This window comes from Streptomyces sp. NPDC086519 (assembly GCF_040686075.1).
Taxonomy (GTDB): domain Bacteria; phylum Actinomycetota; class Actinomycetes; order Streptomycetales; family Streptomycetaceae; genus Streptomyces; species Streptomyces shenzhenensis.
Genome location: NZ_JBFBJL010000059.1, coordinates 18,219 through 40,167, shown reverse-complemented (window position 1 = coordinate 40,167; position 21,949 = coordinate 18,219). Strand labels below are relative to the sequence as shown.

The 21,949-nt window shown below is 69.5% G+C and carries 17 protein-coding genes; 14 read left to right on the top strand and 3 right to left on the bottom strand.

What is annotated here, in order from left to right:
* Positions 1–43 precede the first annotated feature (43 nt).
* Entirely contained in the window at positions 44–772 is a 729-nt protein-coding gene (locus tag AB0P24_RS37550) for a DUF2625 family protein (protein ID WP_365802049.1), read from the top strand.
* A 6-nt stretch (positions 773–778) separates the two neighbouring features.
* Here AB0P24_RS37550 and AB0P24_RS37545 read toward each other — a convergent pair.
* A protein-coding gene (locus AB0P24_RS37545; RefSeq protein WP_365802089.1) for an IS5 family transposase occupies positions 779–1,575 on the bottom strand; the annotation gives its coding sequence in 2 pieces (ribosomal slippage) (positions 779–1,237 and positions 1,240–1,575; 795 coding nt in all).
* Positions 1,576–1,747: 172 nt separating this feature from the next.
* Here AB0P24_RS37545 and AB0P24_RS37540 point away from each other — a divergent pair.
* Complete coding sequence (locus tag AB0P24_RS37540; RefSeq protein ID WP_365802087.1) at positions 1,748–2,410, top strand: hypothetical protein; 663 nt, start codon at positions 1,748–1,750, stop codon at positions 2,408–2,410.
* A 54-nt stretch (positions 2,411–2,464) separates the two neighbouring features.
* Here the strand turns inward: AB0P24_RS37540 and AB0P24_RS37535 are convergent, their stop codons facing one another.
* Positions 2,465–2,971, bottom strand: coding sequence for a transposase (locus AB0P24_RS37535; protein ID WP_365802085.1), 507 nt, complete (start codon positions 2,969–2,971; stop codon positions 2,465–2,467).
* A gap of 127 nt (positions 2,972–3,098) precedes the next feature.
* Between AB0P24_RS37535 and AB0P24_RS37530 the strand changes: the two genes are divergently transcribed.
* The 8 genes from AB0P24_RS37530 to AB0P24_RS37495 all read left to right on the top strand — a co-directional run bounded on the left by AB0P24_RS37530 (position 3,099) and on the right by AB0P24_RS37495 (position 14,738).
* Positions 3,099–5,885, top strand: coding sequence for an AAA family ATPase (locus tag AB0P24_RS37530; RefSeq protein ID WP_365802047.1), 2,787 nt, complete (start codon positions 3,099–3,101; stop codon positions 5,883–5,885).
* Between the two features lie 142 nt (positions 5,886–6,027).
* Positions 6,028–8,775 (top strand): AAA family ATPase, encoded by a 2,748-nt coding sequence (locus AB0P24_RS37525; RefSeq protein WP_365802045.1) that lies wholly within the window; start codon positions 6,028–6,030, stop codon positions 8,773–8,775.
* Positions 8,776–8,907: 132 nt separating this feature from the next.
* Entirely contained in the window at positions 8,908–9,633 is a 726-nt protein-coding gene (locus tag AB0P24_RS37520) for an alpha/beta hydrolase (RefSeq protein WP_365802043.1), read from the top strand.
* 221 nt (positions 9,634–9,854) lie between these two features.
* On the top strand, positions 9,855–11,108 hold the full coding sequence (locus AB0P24_RS37515; RefSeq protein WP_365802041.1) for a sugar ABC transporter substrate-binding protein: 1,254 nt from the start codon (positions 9,855–9,857) through the stop codon (positions 11,106–11,108).
* Positions 11,101–12,132: a sugar ABC transporter permease gene (locus AB0P24_RS37510; RefSeq protein ID WP_365802039.1), complete on the top strand. Its 1,032-nt coding sequence runs from the start codon at positions 11,101–11,103 to the stop codon at positions 12,130–12,132. Before AB0P24_RS37515 ends, AB0P24_RS37510 begins: the two co-directional genes overlap by 8 nt.
* Complete coding sequence (locus tag AB0P24_RS37505) at positions 12,129–12,944, top strand: carbohydrate ABC transporter permease (RefSeq protein ID WP_365802037.1); 816 nt, start codon at positions 12,129–12,131, stop codon at positions 12,942–12,944. Before AB0P24_RS37510 ends, AB0P24_RS37505 begins: the two co-directional genes overlap by 4 nt.
* A gap of 161 nt (positions 12,945–13,105) precedes the next feature.
* Positions 13,106–14,074 carry a helix-turn-helix domain-containing protein gene (locus AB0P24_RS37500; protein WP_365802035.1) on the top strand — a complete coding sequence of 323 codons (969 nt, stop codon included), beginning with the start codon at positions 13,106–13,108 and terminating at the stop codon, positions 14,072–14,074.
* A gap of 238 nt (positions 14,075–14,312) precedes the next feature.
* Positions 14,313–14,738: an SsgA family sporulation/cell division regulator gene (locus tag AB0P24_RS37495; RefSeq protein WP_365802033.1), complete on the top strand. Its 426-nt coding sequence runs from the start codon at positions 14,313–14,315 to the stop codon at positions 14,736–14,738.
* Here AB0P24_RS37495 and AB0P24_RS37490 read toward each other — a convergent pair.
* The gene (locus AB0P24_RS37490; protein WP_365802083.1) at positions 14,658–14,948 is read right to left on the bottom strand and encodes an MFS transporter; all 291 of its coding nucleotides are present in this window, start codon (positions 14,946–14,948) and stop codon (positions 14,658–14,660) included. The two genes, AB0P24_RS37495 and AB0P24_RS37490, sit on opposite strands and share 81 nt — an antisense overlap.
* 845 nt (positions 14,949–15,793) lie before the next feature.
* Between AB0P24_RS37490 and AB0P24_RS37485 the strand changes: the two genes are divergently transcribed.
* Genes AB0P24_RS37485 through AB0P24_RS37470 form a run of 4 tightly spaced genes read left to right on the top strand, consistent with a single transcriptional unit; the run spans position 15,794 to position 21,882 of the window.
* Positions 15,794–17,158 carry a cytochrome ubiquinol oxidase subunit I gene (locus AB0P24_RS37485; RefSeq protein WP_365802031.1) on the top strand — a complete coding sequence of 455 codons (1,365 nt, stop codon included), beginning with the start codon at positions 15,794–15,796 and terminating at the stop codon, positions 17,156–17,158.
* The gene (locus AB0P24_RS37480; protein WP_365802029.1) at positions 17,151–18,428 is read left to right on the top strand and encodes a cytochrome d ubiquinol oxidase subunit II; all 1,278 of its coding nucleotides are present in this window, start codon (positions 17,151–17,153) and stop codon (positions 18,426–18,428) included. The genes AB0P24_RS37485 and AB0P24_RS37480 overlap by 8 nt, the downstream gene beginning before the upstream one ends.
* Positions 18,425–20,194: an ATP-binding cassette domain-containing protein gene (locus AB0P24_RS37475; protein WP_365802027.1), complete on the top strand. Its 1,770-nt coding sequence runs from the start codon at positions 18,425–18,427 to the stop codon at positions 20,192–20,194. The genes AB0P24_RS37480 and AB0P24_RS37475 overlap by 4 nt, the downstream gene beginning before the upstream one ends.
* Positions 20,191–21,882: an ATP-binding cassette domain-containing protein gene (locus AB0P24_RS37470; RefSeq protein WP_365802025.1), complete on the top strand. Its 1,692-nt coding sequence runs from the start codon at positions 20,191–20,193 to the stop codon at positions 21,880–21,882. The genes AB0P24_RS37475 and AB0P24_RS37470 overlap by 4 nt, the downstream gene beginning before the upstream one ends.
* Positions 21,883–21,949: the final 67 nt, after the last annotated feature.

The following is a 21,949-nucleotide window of genomic DNA, read 5'->3' as shown; positions in this document are numbered from 1 at the left end:
CCCCGGCGGGCTGTGTCTTCAGTGCTGGTGCGACGATGCGGGGATGCGCGATGCCGATGAGCTGCTCAGCGTCGATGATCCAGCCTGGCCGCTCTTTCTCCAGGAGCTGTCCGGCACTGACGTACCGGTTGAGGTGCTGCCCGGCGATGCCGAGACAGGCCGTGCCTCGCTGTTGCAGCTCCAGGTCTCGGCCCGGTCGCATCTGGGCGGGATCATCCTGAACAGCGGCGGTCTGCTGGTGGACAGCGGCTGGTTGCGGATCTTCGGAAGCCCGGGTGACGCCCACGCCGAGAGGCTGCCGGGCCTGGCGGAGATCAACGCGATGCCCTCGACGTTCGATCCGGCCTGGCGGCCAGGGGCGGGACTCGTGGTTGCGCACGATGTGCTGGGCGGGGTGTTCGCCCTCAACGGGGGAAACCCCCGGGTGGCCGGTCGGCCCGGCGAGCCGGGCGAGATCCTGTACTTCGCCCCCGACTCCCTTGGCTGGGAGGCGCTGGGCGCCGGGCACTCGGCCTGGCTGTCCTGGATTCTCTCCGGAGGGCTGGAGGAGTTCTACGGGGGCCTGCGGTGGGACGGCTGGTGCAGCGAGGTGTCCGTGCTGAACGGCCGCCAGGGATTGTCGTTCTTCCCGCCGTTGTGGTCGGCCGAGGCCCGCCAGGACCTGCTGGCGACCAGTCGCCGTGCGGTGCCCATGGCGGAACTCCTGGGGCTGAGCCGCGACTCGTGCCTGCAGTTCGACGGCGCCGACCCGGGGTTCCTCGGAGCCGCATGAACCGGCTCACGCATCCGGACGCCGGTAGCGGATGAGCGCGGCGGTGATGCCGGCGAAGGCGAGGAAGTGTTCGGCCTTGCGCTCATGGCGGCGGTGCAGACGGCGGCACCCGGCAAGCCAGGCCCCTGTGCGTTCCACGGTCCATCGGTGACGGCCCAGGCGCTGGGAGGACTCGATGCCCTTGCGGGCCATGCGCGGGGTGATGTTCCGGGAGCGTAGCCACCAGCGCAGGCGATCGTAGTCGTACCCCTTGTCGCCATGGAGCTTGGCGGGCCGTCGTCGGCGCGGCCCGCGGCGGGAGCGGATGGGCGGGATGCCGCGCACCAGGGGTTCGAGCCCCTGGCTGTCGTGGGTGTTCGCGGCGGAGATCCCGATGGAGAGGGGCAGACCGGTCCGCTCGGTGATCAAGTGGATCTTTGATCCCTTCTTGCCGCGATCTACGGGATTCGAACCCGTCAGGTCCCCCCTTTCGTCGCACGCATGTTCACGGAGTCGATGGCGCACCGGGACCAGTCCAACTCGCCACGCGCGCCGAGTTCGTCCAGGACCAGGCGGTGGAGCTTGCCCCATACTCGGGCCCGGCTCCACTCGGTGAACCGCCGGGGCGCGGTCGGTCCGGACGGGCCGAAGACCGGCGGCAGTTGCCGCCAGGTACACCCCGTCGTGGCCACGAACAGGATCGCCGCCAGCACTTCGCGATCACCGTAGCGGCGTCGGCCGCCGCCCTGCGGACGCACCGGCGCAGCCGGGACCACCCGCTGAAACAACTCCCACAACCCGTCCGGCACCAGACGCTCCACCATCGCCATCACGGCCGCCACCCTGGTGATCAAGCCAGTTGAGACGATCTCTTAGCACGAAAGCTGGCTCTTGAGCATGCTTGTTGGTGCCTGAGTGCAAGTCCTGGGCCACACCGGAACGGGCGGGCTTCTGTCCAACGCGCTACCAGACTCGCCAGTAGACTCCGAGGCCATGATGGCCGCCACTCCCGTATCGCCTGTCCCGGTCGCGCCGGCCAGTTTGACCCGCAGGGCCAGGACGTTCGTCGAGTCGGAAGGCATCTGTGTTGCCCGGCAGGGCATCGAGCGTCACCGCGACGCCTGGATCGAGCACGGTATCCCGGCCGCGGAGATCGATCGCGCAGTGGCTTTCGAGGCCCGTTGGGGCGGTCTCGCGCTGCCGCCGGCGCCGTTTTACGAGAGCGGCCCGCGCATCCTCGGCGCGGACGTTCCCGAGGGCTCGGCCACTGAGGGCTGGTGGATCCCGGCCGGGGACTGCCGATATTCCATGGCCTACGGATTCATGATCGGCTCTGGCGGCGAGTTCGGGATTCACGGCTACCACTGGGCACCACTGCATGCCAGTACCGAAGGCTGGGTGGAGTCGTTGGCGCTGGCCGGCCATGCAAGACGCTGGGCCAAAACCATCACGAGGATCACCGGCAAGGCCGTCGACTCCCTGGACCTCGATGGGTACGAGCCGGTACCTGAAGTGCGGGGCTTGACCGACACCTGGTGGCGGGGCAGGGACTCGCTCATCGCCCTGTACCGGGGCGAGGCCGTCGGCATGGACGCTCCGGGATGCCTTGAAGCCCATGTCTACGGTGGCCTTGACGAGTGGGGTCTTCACGGCGGCTGACCGCTGGCCGGCCTTGCAGGACCTGAGTACCCGATCGGCCGGACGAGACAACGATCACGTGGCTGACCGGTTCTGCGCGTCCGCACGAACGAGGCGGCGGAGGCAGATGAGGGCCGCGGAAATACCCGTGAAGGCAAGGAAGTGCTCGGCCTCGCGCTCATATCGCCGATGCAGGCGCCGGCAGCCGGCAAGCCAGGACATCGTGCGTTCCACGACCCAGCGATGGCTGCCGAGGCGGTGGGAGGACTCGATGCCACGGCGGGCGATCCGCGGCATGATGCCGCGCTCGCGCAGCCAGCGGCGCAGATGGTGATCGCGGCAAAGGCGATCAGCACGACGTGGGGTCGGCCCAGCCGACCGTCCTCGGCCCCGTCCTCCCCCCTCGTCGCACTCCTCTACCGGACCACCGAGCGCCGACAGCGTGCGGCGGCTGAGCCGGGCAGGACAAGGCGGTGACGCCGGGTGCCCGCTCCTGGCGGGCCTGGGCCCGTCCAAGAGGCAGGTGAGGGTGCGCCTCGCGTGACGGACGTTGCCGTTTCCCGCGCGGGAGCGACGTGGCATGCTGCGGTGGTACTCGCCCAGTTCCACATGTTCCATCGCCTTCGGGCCACTCACCCACACGGGGACCGCATTGCACCGCTTTCAACAGCTGTTCCCGACTGATGGAATCGGTGGCCTGCAGCCGCCAGTGCGGGGCCGGGAAAAGGAGCTGGATTTCGTCGGCGCACGGTTCGATGCGCTGGCTCAGGGCCGTGGCGGCATCGTGTGCGTCGAGGGCGCGCCCGGCAGCGGCAAGAGCCGTCTCCTGGCTGAGGCTCAGGCCGTCGCAGTGCTCCGTGGCCTGGAGGTGTTTCGGGGAGGCGCGGATCCCGACGGGCAGTTCGTCCCCCTGGGCCCGCTCCTGGACGGGCTGCTGACCGGCTCTGAGCCGTTGTTCGACGTGGACAGGCTGCGTGACCTGGCCGCGGCGCCCGAGCAGCGGTTCTGGCTGTTGCAGGAGCTGCAGGACCGGCTGGAACAGGCCGCGCTCAACACTCCGCTGATCATCATCCTGGACGACGTCCAGTGGCTGGACGATGTGACACTGCTCGCCCTGCGCACGCTCTCGGCCCGGCTGTCCTCCCACGCGATCCTGTGGCTGGTGGCCGTCCGCAGCAACACCACGGCACCAGGAGTGCGCACGACGTTGGCCCGACTGGAGCAGGCCGGTGCCCACCGGCTCCGGCTCGGCCCCCTGCCCGACACCGCGGTCGCCCAGATCACCGAGGACGTACTCGGAGCCGCTCCGGATCCGGGGACGCTGAGGGTCGCCCGCCGTGCAGAAGGCGTGCCCCTGCTCCTGGTGGAACTGCTCCGCGGTTTGCGCGACGAACATGCGGTGATCGTCGAGAACGAGGTGGCACGTCTGAAGGGCGGACGTCTTCCCGCCCGTTTCCAGACTTCCGTACGAGAGCGTCTCGATCAGCTCTCCGAACCGACCCGCGAGATCGTGCAGACCGCGTCCGCCGTGGGCCGCACGGTCACCATCGGCCTCCTGGCCGAGCTGCTCGGCAAGCCGACGGCGGCGCTGATAGCACCGGTGGAGGAGGCTCTCAACTCTCATCTGCTCGTCGAGCGGGACGAGCGGCTGCTGTTTCGCCACGACCTGATCCGCGAGGCCGTCGAGGGCAGCCTGCCCGGGTCCGTACGCCGGGCTCTGCGCTGCCATGCCGCCGACGTCCTGGTGGCGCGCGGCGCACCTGTGACCGAAGCGGCCGCCCTGCTGGTGGACAGTGCGGAGCCAGGCGACCGCAAGGCCGTGGAGCTGCTGCGGGCCGCAGCGGCCGAACTCGCCACGTCCGCGCCGTCGTCGGCAGTGGAACTCAGCCGCCAGGCACTGGAACTCACCGCCGAGCAGGCCCCGGATCGGCCGGAGATCATGGCCGAGACGATGTTGCTCCTCTGGCAGACCGGCCAGGCCGCACAGGCCCGCGCGCTCGCCGCGACGGCGCTACCGGGGAGCATGCCGCCGGAGGCCGAGGCGCGGGTGCGGCTCGGCATGGCGCGGGTATCCAGCCAGTACGACTTCACGGAGGCCGCGCGCCAGGCCCGCACCGGGGCTGCCCTGCCCGGCATCCCGTCCTCGCTGCGCGCCCAGCTGCTGGCGCTGCGGTGCCTCAATCTGTCGATGGTCGGGGACTTCGAGGCGACAGCCGAAGCCGTCGCGGACACGCTCGCGGCCGCTGCGGATGCGCAGGACAGGGTCGCCCAGGCCACGGCGATCGCTGTCGACTCGGTCGTGCAGTTCTACCGGATGGACTTCAACCGGGCGTTCGAGGGGGCGGACCAGGGCGCCGCATGGGCGGCAGAGGTCGGGATCGAGCATTCGCTGTGGGTGCCGGAGGCGCTGTGGAAGGCGTTCCTGCTGAACGCGGCAGGCCGTCCGGACGCGGCGCTGGCCGAGTCCGAGGCCGGGATCCGCGAGACGCAGCGGCAGGGCCAGGCCGCGGCGATGGGCATGTGGATGATGAACAGGTCCCGGGTGCTGCTGGACGCGGGCCGGTTGGAGGATGCCCGGGCCGAGGCCGAGGCCGCGTCCGCGATGGCCGACGAGCTGGGCATGGGCAACTTCGCCGACGCCACCCTCCTGTACACGCTGGTACGCGTCGCCCTGCACATGAACGACCTGAAGGCGGCGCGAGCGTACACGGCCGAGGTGAAGCGGATGCTGAACGACCCGGCGATCCTCGTGCGCAACGTCGGCTCCTGGCTGTTGGCGCTGGTGGCGGACGCCGAAGACGATCCTGGTCGGGCCATGACGCTCCTCGACGAATCCTTCGGGACGTTCGACGTGGAGGGCCCCTCCCTGGCCAGCCCGGACGATCCGGCCGACGCGCCCGGCTTCGTCCGCATGGCCCTGCGGGCGGGTGCGCCCGAGCGCGCCGCGGCCGCCGTCGCCGTGGCGGAGCTCCGCGCAGCCCGTAACCCGGAGTTCCCGGTCCTGGCGGCAGCGGCCGCGCACGCCCGGGGGCTGCTCGACAACGACCTGGTCCTCCTCCTGCGCTCCGTCGAGTTGTACGACGGCATCCCGCGGCTGCTTCCCCGTGCCTCGGCGCTCGAGGACACCGGGCGCAAGCTGGCCGCACGGCGCACTGTCGACGCCGTGCCCCACCTCGACCAGGCACTCGACCTGTACACCCGGGCCGGCGCCGAGCGGGACGCCGCACGTGTCCGGCGTCGCCTGCGGGCCCTGGGGGCACCCAGGCGCCGTACGACGTCCACGGGGTCGGTCAAGGTGTGGCCGGAGCTGACCGTCTCAGAGGTCGCGGTGATCCGGCTGGTGGCGCAGGGGCTGACGAACCGGCAGGCCGCGGAGCGTCTCGCGATCTCACCGCACACCGTGAGCTCACACCTGCGGCACGCGTTCCACAAGCTCGACATCACCTCCCGGGTCGAGCTCGCCCGCCTGGCCAAGGCGCGCGAACACGGAAAGTGACTGCTTCATATCCCACACCTACCCGAACGATCAGCCGGACTCGTGCGATGCGCGTCCCCAGATCCCGTTGAAAGGATTTCCGGACGGGGCCGGATGTGCTGCCGAGCCCGGCGCCGGCCGGTGCGGACGTTAGGGGGCGTACGTGGCGGGGTCAGGCGGTTCGCTGTCCCGTAGCGGTCTGCGCGGCCGGGAGGCCGAGCTCGAAGAGCTTCAGACACTGATCGCCTCGGTGGTCCACACCGGAAGCGGCGGGTTGGCGCTGGTCCAGGGGGAACCGGGCATCGGCAAGACCACGCTGCTCGCGGAGGCCGCCGCCAGGGCCAGGGCGGCGGGATTCTCAGTCGGCTTCGGCAGGGCCGATGAGCTGCATCACATCGTGCCGCTCTCGTCGTTGGCGGCCTGCATTCTGCACGGCGATCAGCCGTTGCTGTCCGACGCTGTCTTTGTCGATCTCGCGCACCATCACGATCAGCGGATCTGGCTGGTGGAGCGCCTGGCAGAGGCGATCGAAACCAGAGCCGGCAGCGCGCCGGTGCTGATCGCCCTGGACGACGTGCAGTGGGCCGACCCGCTGAGCCGGTTTGCCCTGAAGCAGCTGCCGACACGCTTGCGGACCTCACCGGTTCTGTGGATGCTGACCGGGCGACGGGAGCCCGCCGGCCCAGCAGATGAGGTCGTCGCAGCCGCGACCGGCAACCTCCCGGTGGTCACTGTGCCATTGGGACCGCTGTCCGGCGCGGCCATCGGCCAACTGGCCGGCGACACCCTGGGGGCAGCGGTTGACGAGCAGGTACGGGACTTGCTCGACGGGGCCGGCGGAAATCCGTTTCTGGCGGTCGAGATGCTCGCGGGACTGCGGACGTCCGAGGCCTCGGACGAGCTGGTGCCCCCGCGGCTCGTGGTGGGTGTGCGCGGCAGACTCAGGTCCCTGCAGCCCAGCACTCTGAGCTTCCTTCAGATGGGAGCGGTGCTGGGACGCAGGTTCGGCTTCCACGACGCCGCCGCGCTCTGCGGTCAGACAACCGCCACGTTGATCGCGGCGCTCGAGGAAGCCGTGCGCGCCGGACTCCTGGACGACGACGGCGATCATCTGGTCTTCCGGCATGATCTGCTGCGCCAGGCGGTCTACGCCGACATCCCGCCGTCAGCCCGGAAGGCTCTGCACCGAGAGGCTGCCCACCGCCTCGTCTCCGCGGGCCACCAGCCGATCGACGCGGTGCCACACATCCTCAGAGGAGCCCTGCCCGGAGACGAGGAAGCCGTAGCGCTGCTGCGGCGAGCCGCTGACGACGTACTGCCGGTCACGCCGGGCCTCGCGGCCGACCTGATGACGCACGCCCTCGAACTGGTACCACCAGCACGGCCGTTGAGGTTCGAAGTGGGTGAGCAGACGATCCTCTGCCTGACACGGGCCGGCAGGAACCGAGAGGCGCTGTCGGCCGGCGACCGGCTGCTGGCCGACCGACCACCGCTGGAGGCGTTCAGCCGGCTGCAGGCTGCCCTCGGCGGGACGCTGTGGAACATGGATCTCGCCGGCGAATTGCGCCGCCGGGCCGAAACCGCCCTCGCCATGGAGAGCGCCGCCCCGGAGATCGGGGCGAGACTCGCCGCCCTGCGCGCACTGACCCTGTCACGGGACCACGACCTCGTCGCGGCACGTGAGGCCGGCGAGACCGCGCTCCGTGCCGCCACCGCGATCGGTGACCGGGAGGCACACGTCCTGGCCCTGTCCGGGCTCGGCGAGATCGCGCAGAACGCGGGCGAGAACTCCGTCGCGCTGGAGCGCTTTGCCGCGCTCAGCGCCGTCGATTCCGCTTTCCTTCCCGAAGAGATCGTCGCGCACCTGCACATGGACGACTTCGAGTCCAGCGAACGACTGCTCTTGCAAGCAGCGGACAATGCCGGGGCGACGCGTCAGGCGATGATGCTGTGGGCGCACGGCCAGCACGATCTGGGGCTCGGCCGCCTCGACGACGCCGACGCCGACTTCGTGACCATGGAGCGCCTGGAAGACGACGTACAGGTACCCGTCCAGCAGGTGAACGCTCGCGTGATCCGCTCCCGGATCGCCCTGCTGCGCGGCGATCGGGAAGCGGCGCGCCGGCACCTGACCGCAGCGCGAGAACGGCTGGCGGTCAGCCCGAACCCGGGCAACACGGCCGCGGTGCGCTTCCTGGAAGCGGTCCACGCCGAGGCCGACGGGCACGTCGGGCTTGCCGTCGACAAGATTCGGCAAGTGCAGCAGGAAGGTTTCTTCATGCGCTGGCGGCTACTGCGCAACTGGGTCGATTCCGCGATACGCATGGCCCTGCGAGGCGCGGATCAGGAGCTGGCCGAGGACCTGGCCGCACAGGCCGAGTCCCACGCCGAACGCAACCCTGCCGTGCCCACCGCCACGGGCATCGCGGCACAGGCCCTCGGGCTCGTGAAAAACGATCTCGCCATGCTCGAACGCTCCGTGGAACTGCTCAGGGCAAGCCCTCGCCCGCTGGTCCGGGCCGCCGCCTACGCCGATCTCGGAGAGGCGCTCCAGGCAGCAGGCCGGAAGCCCCAGGCAGTGGCCGCCCTGACGCACGCCCGTGGCTTGTTCGCCGCGTCAGGCGCCCACGCCGCAGCGGCACGACTACAGCGCGACCTGGACGGTGCGGGGAACGACAGCCGCAGGGCAGCGGCCACGCAACGCCCCGTGCAGGGATGGGGGGCCCTCACGGCCTCGGAGAAGAAGATCGCGCGCCTCGTCGCAGCGGGCCACACCAACCGGTCGGCCGCCGACCTGCTCGTCGTCTCCCCGCACACGGTCAACACTCACCTGACCTCCGTTTTCCGCAAGCTGTCGGTCAACTCCCGGGTTCAGCTTGCGAACCTGGTCATGGCCTTGTCCGACAGCTGAGCGGACCTGTGGGTGATTGGTACGTTCACGCGATGCCCCGCCGTACCTGGACCCACTTGGATGGGAAACGTAACTCAATCGGAGGGCACCGCCGCCATGCCACCTGTCCCCCCACCCCCCACCATCGTGCTTGTGCACGGGGCGTTCACCGATGCCTCGTCCTGGGCGGGGGTCATCAGCCTCCTCCACGCCGCCGGACTGACCGTACGCGCCCCGGCGAACCCGCTGCGCGGCCTGGCCCAGGACGCCGCCTACATCAGGAGCGTGCTGCGCGACATCGATGTCCCTGTCGTACTGGTCGGCCACGACTACGGCGGCGCGGTCATCACACACGCCGCCACCGACGCCGACAGCGTCGTGGCCTTGTGCTACGTCGCCGCGTTCGGCCTCGACGCCGGCGAGTGCGTCCTGGACATCACGAACCGCTTCCCCCCCGTGCCGGTGGCCGACGCGACCGTCACCGCGGCCCTCCCCGCCCAGATTCCCCGCGGCCCGGAAAGCGAGCTCTACATCCGTAAGGAACAGTTCCCTCAGGTGTACGCCGCCGACCTCCCGCCGAACGTCAACGGTGTGCTGTCCGTGACACAACGCCCGATCGCCTGCAGCGCGCTGACCGGGAGATCAGGACCCCCGGCATGGGCCTCCAGGCCGTCCTGGTACGCCATCGCGACCGCCGACCGAATGCTCAGCCCCACCGCTCAGCGCTTCATGGCACAGCGCATGGCGGCCACCGAATACGTACTGGACGGTTCGCACGCCGTTGTGCTGTCGCAGCCCGCCGCCGTCGTGGCGATGATCCAGGAAGCCGCCGGACGAGGCAATGGTCACGACGACGGCGGGCCGCGAAAGGCCTTCTGAACACGTGAAAGAGGTGATCACACATCTTCGTGTACACGGGCCGCCGCTACGCCCTACGGAAGTCGGTCTTCCCGAAACTCCACGCCATCGGCCACCGAGCATCCTCTAACATGCATTCGAACGGAAGATGCCGGTATAGACCGTCTTGACGGCGCCCTCGGATTCCGCCCATCCTCCCGACATCGACCTCGCCACAGACGTCACTCGGTAAAGGCGCCAGCATGATCTCACCGGCCAGACCGCCGACGCGGCGGATCGCCGCCCTCTTGACCGGAACCCTCACCCTGGTGCTGGCGGCCACCGGGTGCGGTGCCGGAACCGGTGGAGGGTCCGCCACCGGCAAGGTCACCTCCATCACCGCACTCGACTACTACACCGACGAACACGAGCACACCCAATGGGGCGAGGTGCTCACCGCCTGTGGCAAGACCGCCGGCGTAAGGGTCGAGCAGACAAGCGTTCCGGGGGCGTCGCTCATCCCCAAGGTCCTGCAACAGGCTTCGTCGCGGACCCTCCCCGACCTGTTGATGCTGGACAACCCCGACCTGGAGCAGATCGCGCAGACCGGCGCGCTGACCCCTCTGGACCAGTACGGCACCGACTCCAGCGGCTTCGCCAAGGGCATCCTGTCGGCGGGCACCTACAACGGAAAGGTGTACGGACTGGCGCCCGATGTCAGCACGGTCGCTCTCTTCTACAACAAGGACATGCTCTCCGAGGCCGGTGTCTCCGTGCCGAGGACCTGGGACGAGCTGAAGGCGGCGGCGACCGAGCTGACCCGCCCTGGGCGCTACGGCATGGCGGTCGACGCAAACCCCACTTTTGAGGGCAGCTGGCAATTCCTGCCCTTCCTGTGGTCCAACGGCGGGGACGAGAAGCAGTTGGACACCCCGCAGGCCGCACAGGCACTTCAGCTGTGGGTCGACCTGGTGAAGAGCGGATCCATGTCGAAGTCGGTACTGAACTGGACACAGGCCGACGTCCACGATCAGTTCGTCGCCGGCAGGACAGCCATGATGATCAACGGCCCCTGGCGGATCCCGGCCCTGGACAAGGACAAGCACCTGCACTGGGGAGTGGCCCCCATCCCCGTCCCCCGGGCGGGGCAGACCTCAGTCACACCGCTCGGCGGTGAGGTGTGGACGGTCCCGCAGAGTGCTTCCAAGGCCCGGCAGGAGAAAGCCGCCCAGGTCCTCGCTTGCCTGAACGACTCCTCGAACATGCTCGCCCTGGCCAAGCAGTATTTCACCGTGCCCTCCCGCTCCGCGGTGGCCGCCCAGTATGCGGAGCAGGTCCCTTCGATGGGTGCCTTCGTCAAGAGCGTTGAAGCGGCCCGAGCCCGTACCAGCGAACTCGGCGTCCAGTGGCCCAAGGCGGCGACCGGGATATACACCGCGATCCAGGCCGCGCTGACGGGCGGGCAGACACCGGAGGAAGCCCTCAGGCATGCGCAGCAGATCGCGACCGGTGACTGACCTGTCCCCGCCGCGACGGATCAGCACCGGGCAGGACGACGGCGCCGTCGCCGCGGGGGCGCCGGCGGCCGGCGATGCGGCGGAGGTCGAAGACGCGCACAGCAGGGGCCGGACCGTGGCCCGGGCGCGTTTCTGGGAGCGGCTGACCCAGTGGATGTTCATCATGCCCGCCGCTGCATACCTGCTGCTGTTCTTCGGCTACCCGATCTTCAAGAACATCGTGATGAGCTTTCAGCAGTACACGACCACGACCTTCTACACCGGTGCCGCGCCGTTCGTAGGGCTGCAGAACTACTCAAGGATCCTGTCGTCGGACCTGTTCTCCAAGGCCCTGGTGACCACGGCCCTGTTCACCGCTGGTTCGATACTGGGGCAGTTCGTGCTCGGTCTGGCCTTTGCCCTGTTCTTCCAGGGGCGCTTCCCGCTCGGCCGTGTACTGCGATCGCTTCTGTTGTTGCCGTGGTTGCTGCCGCTGGTCGTCTCCGGAACCACGTGGAGGTGGATGCTCGACCCCGACACGGGAGTCGTCAACGACGCACTGCGCCACCTCCATCTCTCGTCGTCCGGCATCCCCTGGCTCACCGGCACCTCACAGGCGCTCGTGTCGGTGATCCTCATCAACATCTGGGTCGGAATCCCCTTCAACACCGCGATCCTGTACGGCGGCCTGCAGGACATCCCGACGCACCTGTACGAGTCGGCGAGGCTGGACGGCGCCGGCCCGGTGACGTCGTTCCGGCATGTCACCTGGCCGCTGCTGCGGCCCGTGGTGAGCGTCGTGCTGGTGCTGGGCGTGGTCTACACGCTCAAGGTGCTGGACGTCATCCTCGTAGTGACCGGCGGAGGACCGGCCGACGCCACGGAGACCCTCGCCACCCAGTCCTACGAGCTGTCCTTTCAGCAGTTCGAGTTCGGGCGCGGCGCCGCGATGAGCAATGTACTTGTCGTCATCTCGCTCGCCTTCGCCCTCGTCTACCTGCGAGCCAGCCGTCGTGCCTGGAACGCCGGAGAGGCGATCCGTTGAAGCGCGCACCGGGCCGTGGTTGGCCGTCCACCATCGTCGGGATCGTCCTGCTGGCGCTGATGCTGTTTCCCGTCTACTGGATGGTGAACGCCTCCCTCCAGCCGACGGGCAACACGCTGCGGGGAGGCTGGTTCCCCTTCCATCCGGACTTCAGTGGTTACGCCACCGCGCTGCGCGATCAGGGACGCAGCCTCGTCACCAGCCTCGTCGTAGCCCTCGGCAGCGTTGCGCTCAGCCTCGGGCTCGCCGCCCCGGCGGCCTACGCGCTGGCCCAGTTCCGCATCCGCGGAACCAACCTCGTGCTCTTCGCCATCCTGGTCACGCAGATGGTGCCGGGTATCGTCGTGGCCAACGCGCTCTACAGCGCCTACAGCGACCTGGGACTCCTGAACTCCTACGTCGGGCTGATCCTCGCCGACTCCACCGCAGGGGTCCCCTTCGCGATCATCATTCTGCGTTCGTTCATGCAGAGCATTCCCAGGGAGATCATCGAGGCCGCGCGCGTGGACGGTGCCGGGAGGCTGCGCGTCCTCCGCTCCGTGGTGCTCCCGGTGAGCAGCAACGCATTGATCACTGCCGCCGTCTTCACGTTCCTCTTCACCTGGAGCGACTTCCTCTTCGCACTCACGCTGACCACCACGGAGACCGTTCGGCCGATCACCCTGGGGATCTACCAGTACCTCGGTGCCCACACGAACCAGTGGAACGCCGTCATGGCCACCTCGGTCATGGCGTCCGTCCCCGCCGCCGTACTGCTCGTCGTGGCTCAGCGCCATGTCGCCGCCGGTGCCACCGGCGGATCCGTCAAGTGAGGGGAATCTCAGTCCGGCACCCCTGATCTAACGGATTCACGCGATGTGCTGGCCCAGGCCGGCTGGCACGGTGTTCTGGAAGGCACACCGGATCTTCGGTGATCGGGCTGTCCGGTGACCGGATCCGAACCGCCTGTCGATCACGATGCCGAGGGGGCCAGATGCCCGTCGTCCTTTCCACCGCGGCGCTGTCCGCAGCCGACCGGGTAGAGCGCTGGCATGAAGCGGTGTCCCAGGCGTTCGTACCGCTCGATGTCAATCTCCTGGAGAAAGATCCGTCGCCTGGAAGAATCGTCACCCACCAATGGGGGGCCACACAGGTGTCGGACGTCCAGGCCGGGTCTCAAGAGGTGACGCGCAGCAAGCGCCTGATAGCCCGGGACGGGAAAGAACTCCTCATCCTCACGCTTCAGCGCAGAGGCAGAGCCGTCAAGGAGCAGGACGGGAGAGAGTGCCTGATAGATCCGGGAGATTTCTCCATTTCTGATGCGTCTCGCGTGTTCAGAAAGAAAGTGGAGGGCGAGGTCTGCTTCACCTCTTTTCAGTTCCCTCGGAATGAACTTCGCGTGCGGGACGAGGACCTGCGGGCGTTGACTGCGACAGCGTTCTCGGGTCGTGGCGGAAGTGCCGCACTGGTGGCGGCCTACTTCACGCGCATGGCGTGCGAAGCAGCGGGCTTCAACGACTTCGTCGGCCGCCAGTTCGTCGCCACCGGGCTCGACCTGCTGGCACTGTTCATCAACGAGCGGCTCGGCCGCTTCAGGCCTCAGGCTCCTGATACCTCCGCGGCCATGATGGTGCGAGTGAAGGACCACATCCTGCAAAACCTCGCCGACCCGGATCTGTCACCCACCGCGATCGCCGCCGCCCACTTCATTTCGGTGCGCTACCTGCACAAGTTGTTCCAACTGGAGGAAACCACCGTCGGGGAGTGGATCCGGATGCAGCGACTGGAGCGGTGCCGCCGAGATCTTCTGCGGTCCCCGGCTCTGGGACTCGGGGTGGCGACCGTCGCCCGACGCTGGGGGTTCGTGAGCCCCAGCCATTTCAGCCGTGTTTTCCGTGCCGCTTATGGCATAGCGCCCCGCGACTGGCAGATTCACGGCCTGTCCGGTGAACGGCGTCCATGAGCCGCTCCACGTGAATCGTTCCGCCAAGGAGCCGTTCCGGTACCAACCGGGGTAGCGGCGGACTTCGTACTGTCCATGGCCGCACTTCCGTTCTCCGGTTCCACACCACCGACACCCTGCTCTGTCCGGTTCTTTCTCGTGCCATATTCCGTGCATTCTGCGACAACATGCACTGACTGTGAGGCTTTAGGGTCATTCGAAGGAAATCCGCTTCTGTAGCCATTGTTGGGGGAATGAAATGATCCAGCCTCTCCCATCGGTCATGTACATGGTGATAGCGCGCGTCAGCGTCCCGGACGAGCCGTCGGCCCCGCTGCCCGCGGAGCTGCACTACGACATGACCGACCCCTACGCCGTCCGACTGTGTCTCGGCGCACCCACGGCCAGAACCGTCGACTGGGTGTTCGCCCGCTCCCTGCTCACGGAGGGCCTGCGCCGGCCCTCCGGCACCGGGGACGTGCTGGTGATTCCCCGCCACCGTTGTCATCCGGACTGCGTGCGCATCGTACTGAGGTCGGCCGCCGGCGCGGCGCTGGTCGACATCGCGGCGTCCGCAGTCGCCGCCTTTCTGCGGCGGACGGACTCACTCGTGCCCCCGGGGACGGAGAGCCATCACATCGACATGGACCGTGCTCTTGCCGAGCTCACCGACAGGCGCGACTGAGACGCACTTGACCCCGGACGGCGGCGATGCCGAGGCAGGACGCGGCATTGACTGCCCCAACTGGCGGCGTTCCACGAGCTCTGGCTGGATCGCCTGCCAGGCCGGCCCCATCAGTGCGGTGCCGCAACCCAGCAGGAAGGTGAGGCCGGGCAGCAGCTCCGGAGTGAGCGCGTCCGCGAACGCCAGCACGGCCAGCACGCCCGAGGACAGGGCCAGCAGTACGACGGGGAGGCTGGAGGCTGGAGGCCGTCTGAACGAGCGTCACCCAGTGCGGCGTAGTGCCCGACCAGCAGCCACTGTGCGCCCGCCGTCTGCATCCAGCTGCCCGATGCCGGAGACGAGTTGCACGATCCACAACGCGCGGAAGACGCGCGCCGCAGGTGGGGCCCAGGCCGAATCCGGTCCCGGGCGGTCCTTCGGTGACGGTGCGGAGCTCATGCTGGTCCGTACCGGAACGAGAACGCGGACACGTTGCGTCCGGCAATGCCTCAGGCGCCGTGCGGGCATACCCGGTGCCGGCTACAGGGACGGGCGGCGGAAGCGGTTGGCCGAAAGCGCGCGGCGCGTGGCTCCTGAGCGCGGTGCCCGGCGGTATTCCCCGACGAACCCGTCGGCCCCCCGCGAGGACGTAAAGGCGCCCTGAAGTGCCTCACTTGCCCGGCGGTGCACTGTCTTCGGTCCGGAAGTGAACTACGGCCGCACTGCATCCCACGCATTGCGCTGCGGGGACACGAGTGATGCGCCGGGAGGCAAAGGACGCCCACCGGCCGACCCTACGGTGGCCCGCAGGAGTCGTGGAATTCCCACACCGTCGCGGAATTCTCGGCCGCCGTCCCCGGCCATCGGCCCACGCCACAAGCGGAGGAAGGGGTCTCGCACGCCGTCGAGGTGCACAGCCAGAGGCTGTCGCGGGCCTCATCCCCAAGGCCGTCCGCGGGGCGGGCCGCCCCATCACCGGTGCCTCCCGGCCGGGCCAGAACCCCATCGCGCGCGCAGTTCAGCCAGGGCTGGCCAGCACCATCCGGACCGACCGAAACCGACCAGGAGGAGACACCGTGGCCTCGCCCGCAGTGGTGGAGATCTCAAGATGGCAGTTCGCCGTCACCGCGGTCTTTCACATGAGTTTTCCCGCATTGACTGTCGGACTCTCCGTCTTTTTGGCCGTGATGTACACGGTGTACCTCAGGACCGGGAATCCGCTGTACCTTCAGATATTCCGTTTCTGGAAGAAGATTTTCGCGGTCGGATTCGGCCTCGGAGTGGTCGCCGGAACGGTCATGACCTTCGAGTTCGGGCTCAACTGGGGAAGATACGCCCATGCGGTCGGCCCGATCCTCGGTGTCACGATCGGAATGGAGGTCATCACGGCCTTCTTCCTGGAGGCCGGGTTCATCGGCATCATGCTGTACGGCGACGGCCGCGTGCGTCCCCGGACCATGGCGCTCGCCTGCTGGATGCTCGTCGTCGGCACTCTGCTGTCCACGACGTGGATCCTGTCCGCCAACAGCTGGATGCAGGACCCCGTGGGCTTCACCGAGGTCGACGGCCAGTTCCGGGCGAGCGACTGGTGGCACGTGCTCTTCAACCCGGCGTTCTCCTACCGGTACCCGCACATCCTGCTCGCGGTGCTGATCAGCGCCAGTTGGTTCATCGGCGGAATCGCCGCCTGGTACCTGGTCAAGCAGCGAGCGCTGCCCTTCGCACGCCGCACCCTGTCCATCGCCCTGGGAGTACTGGCCATCCTGATGCCCGTACAGCTGTACGTGGGCGACGCCACCGCCGTTTTCATGGGTGAACACCAACCCGCGAAACTGGAGGCCTTCGAAGGCAACTGGAAGACCGACAACAACGGCTACAACCTGCTCGTGGTGCCCGACACGGACAAGGGCGAGAACAAGCTTCATGTCGAGATACCGCGTCTGGGCGCCGTCATCGGCAAGGACCTGTCCGGAAAGGCGGACGTCCCCGGACTGCTGCAGACACCCAAGGACGAGCGCCCCAACATGTGGTCCGCCTTCTACGGCTTCCGGACGATGTACTTCACCGCTCTGGCGATGTTCTTCATGGCCTTCGCCGGACTGGTGTTGCGACTGCGCGGCAGGCTGTACACAGCCCGCCGGTTCCACCGGCTGATGGTCTGGATGGCTCCCGCCGGCGTCGTGGCCATCAGCGGCGGCTGGATCACCGCGGAGACCGGCCGGCAGCCCTGGGTCGTCTACGGCCTGATCCGCACCAGTGACGCCGTCTCCCATCTCTCCCTCGGCGCGGCGATCGCCAGCTTCACCGGTTTCGTCGCCGTCTACGCGCTGCTGCTCGGGCTGTGGATCCGCTACATCGTCCGCACGGTACGGACCGGTCCCGAGCACCTGGTGACCGACGACGGCACCGCCGTCAACCCCACGGAGATCAGCCATGCTTGAGTACACGTCATACGCCCTGGTCCTGCTCGCACTCGGCGCCTACGTCCTGCTCGACGGCTACGACCTGGGCATCGGCATCCTGAGCCTGTTCGACCGCAGCGACCAGCGGCGCAAGGAGTACAACGAGCTGATCGCGACCGCCTGGGACGCCAACGAGAGCTGGATCATCCTGGCGGGTGTCGTGCTGTGGGCGGGCCTGCCCGGTGTCTACGCCACCGTGCTGCCCGGCGTCTACCTGCCGCTCATCGTCATGCTGCTCGCCATCGTGCTGCGCGGCACGGCCATCGAGTTGCAGAGCGCCGCCACCGGCTATCGGCGCGGCTGGGGTCTGGTCTTCGGAGTCTCGTCGCTGGTGGCCACTGTGTGCCAGGGCTTCGTGGCCGGGGGCGTCCTGTCCGGACTGTCCCACCGCGGCGGGGTGTTCACCGGAGGCACCTGGGACTGGCTGACGCCCTACAGCGTGCTGTGCGCCCTGGGGCTGGTGGCCGTCTATCTGCTGGCAGGTGCCGCATGGCTGCAGGACAAGACCACGGGGACCGCGCACGACTGGGCGGGCCGACTGGGCCGGCCGCTGCTCCTGGCGGTCACGGCGGCCGGCCTGGTCCTGGGATTCGGGCTCCGGTTCGCCGACCCGCAGCACTTGCGCTTCGACCAGCCACTCCGCGCGACCCTGTTCGGCCTCGCGGTGGCGGTGGCCGTGGTGTGCGCGGCGATCGCCTGGTACGGCTTCGGTCGTCGGCCGGACTGGCGTCCGTTCGCGGCCGTGGCCGGTACGGAGGCCGCGGGCCTGCTCGCGCTGGTCGCGGTCACCGCGCCCGTCGTCGTCCCACCCGATCTGACCGTGCAAGCGGCTGCCGGCCCGCACGGGTCGCAGCTGTTCCTGCTCATCGGGGTGGGCGGGTGCATGCCGGTCGTGCTGACCTACAACATCTACGCGTGGTGGGTCTTCCGTGGGAAGTTCGCCCAGCCACCGGCCCGCGCCGAGGCGGCCGGTCCGTCCGGCACCACGGCTGCCGCGGAGCATGCTGCGGCGGCGGCGCCGGCCGCGGGCGACGGTCCGTGGGCGGCCGTTGTCGTCCGGCGCGTGCTCCTGACCCTGCTGGCCGTCGCGGTGGCCGCCGTCTCGCAGGACATCTTCGGTGATGTGCGGGGGTGGATCGACCCGGCCGGTGTCGCCCTGTTCTCCGTCACCGCACTCGTCCTGTGGACAAGGTCCGACCGCCGCTCGGCGGCCGCCGGCGAATTCGACCTCCAGGCAGCCGACAGGTGAACGACATCCCCGACCACCTTGCCCGGCTCGGCCGGGACGGCGAAGGCCAGCAGCGGGCGGGGGGACTGCTCACCGATTGGGCGGCGGTCGGCGAACCCGCGTTCCGGCAAGCCGGGACCCTGCGGGGACTGTCGTCCGCGGGCCATGTCCTGTGGGCCGCGGGGCTGGGCCGGGCGGCCCAGACCGCCCTGCGAACCCCAACCGCGGGCGTGCCCCTGACTTCGGTGTTCTCGAGCACGGCTCTGGTCGCCGCCGGGCTGCTGCTGCGCGCAGTCCTGCTCGCTGCGGCGGACCGGATCGCCGACGACGGCGCGGCCGCCGTCCAGGACCACCTGCGCACCCGCCTGCTCGGGGCCGCGCTCCCCATGACGGGTACGCCCCGCGAGGAGGTGTCCGACGCCGCTCTGGCCGAGGCCCTCGACAGTGAGGTGGGCCGACTGAGCCAGTGGCTGACGACGTACGTCCCCGCCCGGCGGGCGATGCTGCTGGGCAGCGGCATCGTGCTGGCCGCGGTACTGACCCGCAGTTGGGCCGTCGCGCTGATGCTGGTGCTGGCGACCCCGCTGCTGCCGTTCAACCTCAAGGTGATCGGCATGGGTACCCGCGCCGCCGTGCACGCCCAGCTCACCGCCACCCGGAGGCTGAGCACCCGCCTGCTGGACCAACTGCGCGGACTGCCCACGCTCGTCGGCCTCGGAGCCGGTGAGGAAGCGGTGCTCACCATCGAGGCAGCCGACAGGGAGCTGGCCAGGCGCACCCGCACAGTGCTGCGGGTGGCCTTCCTCTCGACCGCCTGGGTCGAGCTCCTCATCACCGTGGCGATGGCTGTAGTCGCCACATACTGCGGACTCGCCTTGCTCGGCTACCTCGACCTGCCGGTGGTCCCGTCCACCATGAGCCTGGGCACCGCGCTGTTCGTGCTCGTCCTCACCCCGGCGTACTTCGCCCCGGCCCGGGAACTCGCCCGCGGCTACCACGCCCGTGCCGAGGCGTCTGCGGCAGCCGAGCTGATCGCGGAGATCATCGACGGGACTGCGGTTGCATCGGTCGGCGGGCACGTGGCCCGAGTGCCCGCCGTGCGTCGTCCGAGTCTGCCGAGCCCGGCCGGTCTGATCATGGAGGGGGTGGGCGTCCGGTACCCGGGTCGTGACGACGCGGCACTGGACGACATCACCCTGACCGTGCCGCCGGGTTCGATCGTCGCCATCGGCGGGCCCAGCGGCGCCGGCAAGACCACGCTGCTCTCCGTGGCGGCAGGCCTGCGCGAGCCGGACCACGGATGGTGCCTGCACACCACCGGCTCCGCGGCCCTGCCCGCCTCGCCGACCATGACGGCATGGGCCGGCCAGCCCTCCTACCTCCTCCCGGGCACACTGCGCGACAACCTACTGCTGGCCCGGCGCGACGCCGACGACGTACAGCTGACCGCGGCGTTCGCGGCACTGGGCTTCGAGGATCTGCTGGCCGCACTCCCCCAGGGTCTGGGGACCCGGCTCGGGGAACGCGGACGGGGGCTGTCCTCCGGACAGATGCAGCAACTGGTGCTGGTCCGGGCGCTGCTCCGCGACACTCCGCTGCTGTGCCTGGACGAACCCACCGCCCATCTCGACCCGGACGGCGAGGCCCGCGTCATCGGCGCCGTCCGGACGCTCGCGCGCAGCCGAACCGTGCTGCTCACGACACACAGCCCGGCACTCCTCGAAATCGCCGATGACATCGTGCAGTTGAGCCAGGGACGGGTGTCCCGGATCAGGGAGAGGCTGTGACCGCATTCGGGCTGCTGTGGACGGCGGCGGACCATCGGACACGCCGGGACCTGCTGTTCGCAGCGGTGCTCGCCGGGACCGCCGAACTCTGCGCCGCCGGCCTGCTCGGCGTGTCCGGCTGGTTCCTGACCTCCTGCGCCGTGGTCACCGCACAGGCGAACACCGCCTGGTCGTGGATGTACCCCTCGGGAACGGTCCGCGCTCTCGCCCTGGGCCGCACCGGTCTGCGCTACGGGGAGCGCCTGGTCAGCCATGGCGCGCTGCTCGACGCGACCGTCTCGCTGCGCTCACGGCTGGTCCGCGCCGCGGCCGCCGTGCCGGCACGCGAACTGCGGAATCATCGCGACGGGGCCCTGATGACCCGGCTCACCAGCGACGTCGGCGCGGTGAGCGGGCTGGCCGGGCAAGTCGTCCCGCCACTGGCCGGGATCGGCCTGACCGCCACCGTCATCGTCACTCTGCTCCTGGTGGCGAGTCCGCCGGCAGGCGCGGCCGAACTACTGCTGCTCGCGCTCTCCGCAGCCACGGCGGTGGCCGCCGAGCGACGGACCCGCGGCCACCAGCGGACGGCCGCAGAAGCACGGGCCACCGCACGCACAGCGCTGCTCAGCGCGCGCTCCGCGCTTGCGGAACTGCGCTGCCTGGACGCGGTCGATCTGGCCCGCGATCAGGTCGCGCACGCGGTCGGCCGGGCCCGGCGGGCCGAGGCCGCGGCCGCGTCGGTGATGCGACGGGCCCGGCTGCTGCTGCGGCTGCTGGCCGTGGCCGGCCAGACAGCGGTACTGGTCCTGGCGCTGTCCGGGCCTGTCTTCACGCAGCCGGCTGCCGACGCCATCGGCGAGGTGCTGATGGTCGCGGCCGCGTACGAGCTGGTGGAGACACTCCCTCAGGTGCTCCGCGACCACGGCCTGGCCGCCGACGCCGCTGGGCGGCTGACGGATCTGGCGCGCCGCGCGCCCACGGAGGGGCTGGATGCCGCATCCCCTGCGACGCCGCAGCTCGCTGGGCCGAAAAGTGGTCTGATGGCCCGCCAGGTGCTCGTGGGTGTCGGCGACGCCCGCACCCGGTGGTCCGCGGTGATCGAGCCCAGCAGCGTCGTCGTGGTCACCGGGCCCAACGGCAGCGGGAAAAGCACGCTGCTGGAGACCCTGGCGGGACGCAACGCACCCGCCGCCCCCGGCGCGGTACTGCTCGACGGCGTACCCGTCGAGTCCCTGCCCACCGGCGCCATCGCCGACACGCTCACCCTCGTCGAGGCGGAGGACTGGATCGCAGACGCGACCGTCGCCGAGAACCTCCGGCAGGCCGCCCCCGCCGCGGACGACGACACACTCCGGGCCGCGCTGGCGACCGCGGCCCTGGAGCAGCTGCCCCTCCACACCCCGACGGGACCGCTGGGCAGTGCGCTCTCGCAGGGCCAGCGACGCCGTCTGGTGATCGCACGAGCGGTCCTGCGGGCACCGGCGGTCCTCCTGCTCGACGAACCGACGGCCGGCCTCGACGACCGTACGGCGGTGCGGATGCTGACAGGCGTCCGCCGCGCCCTGCCGGACAGCGCCCTGGTGATCGCCCTACCGGACCGGCACCACGATCTGATCCCGTTCACCCCCAGCCGCACCCTGCGGCTGGAGTCAGACTCCCGGCAACCACCGAACGCTCAGGGCCGCGGTCACCGTCGCGGAGGCTGATCTCGGTTGCCCGACTTCACGCCCAGGCGGACACGAAGGGCTTGGGCTGCCATGCCGCAATGGCCGT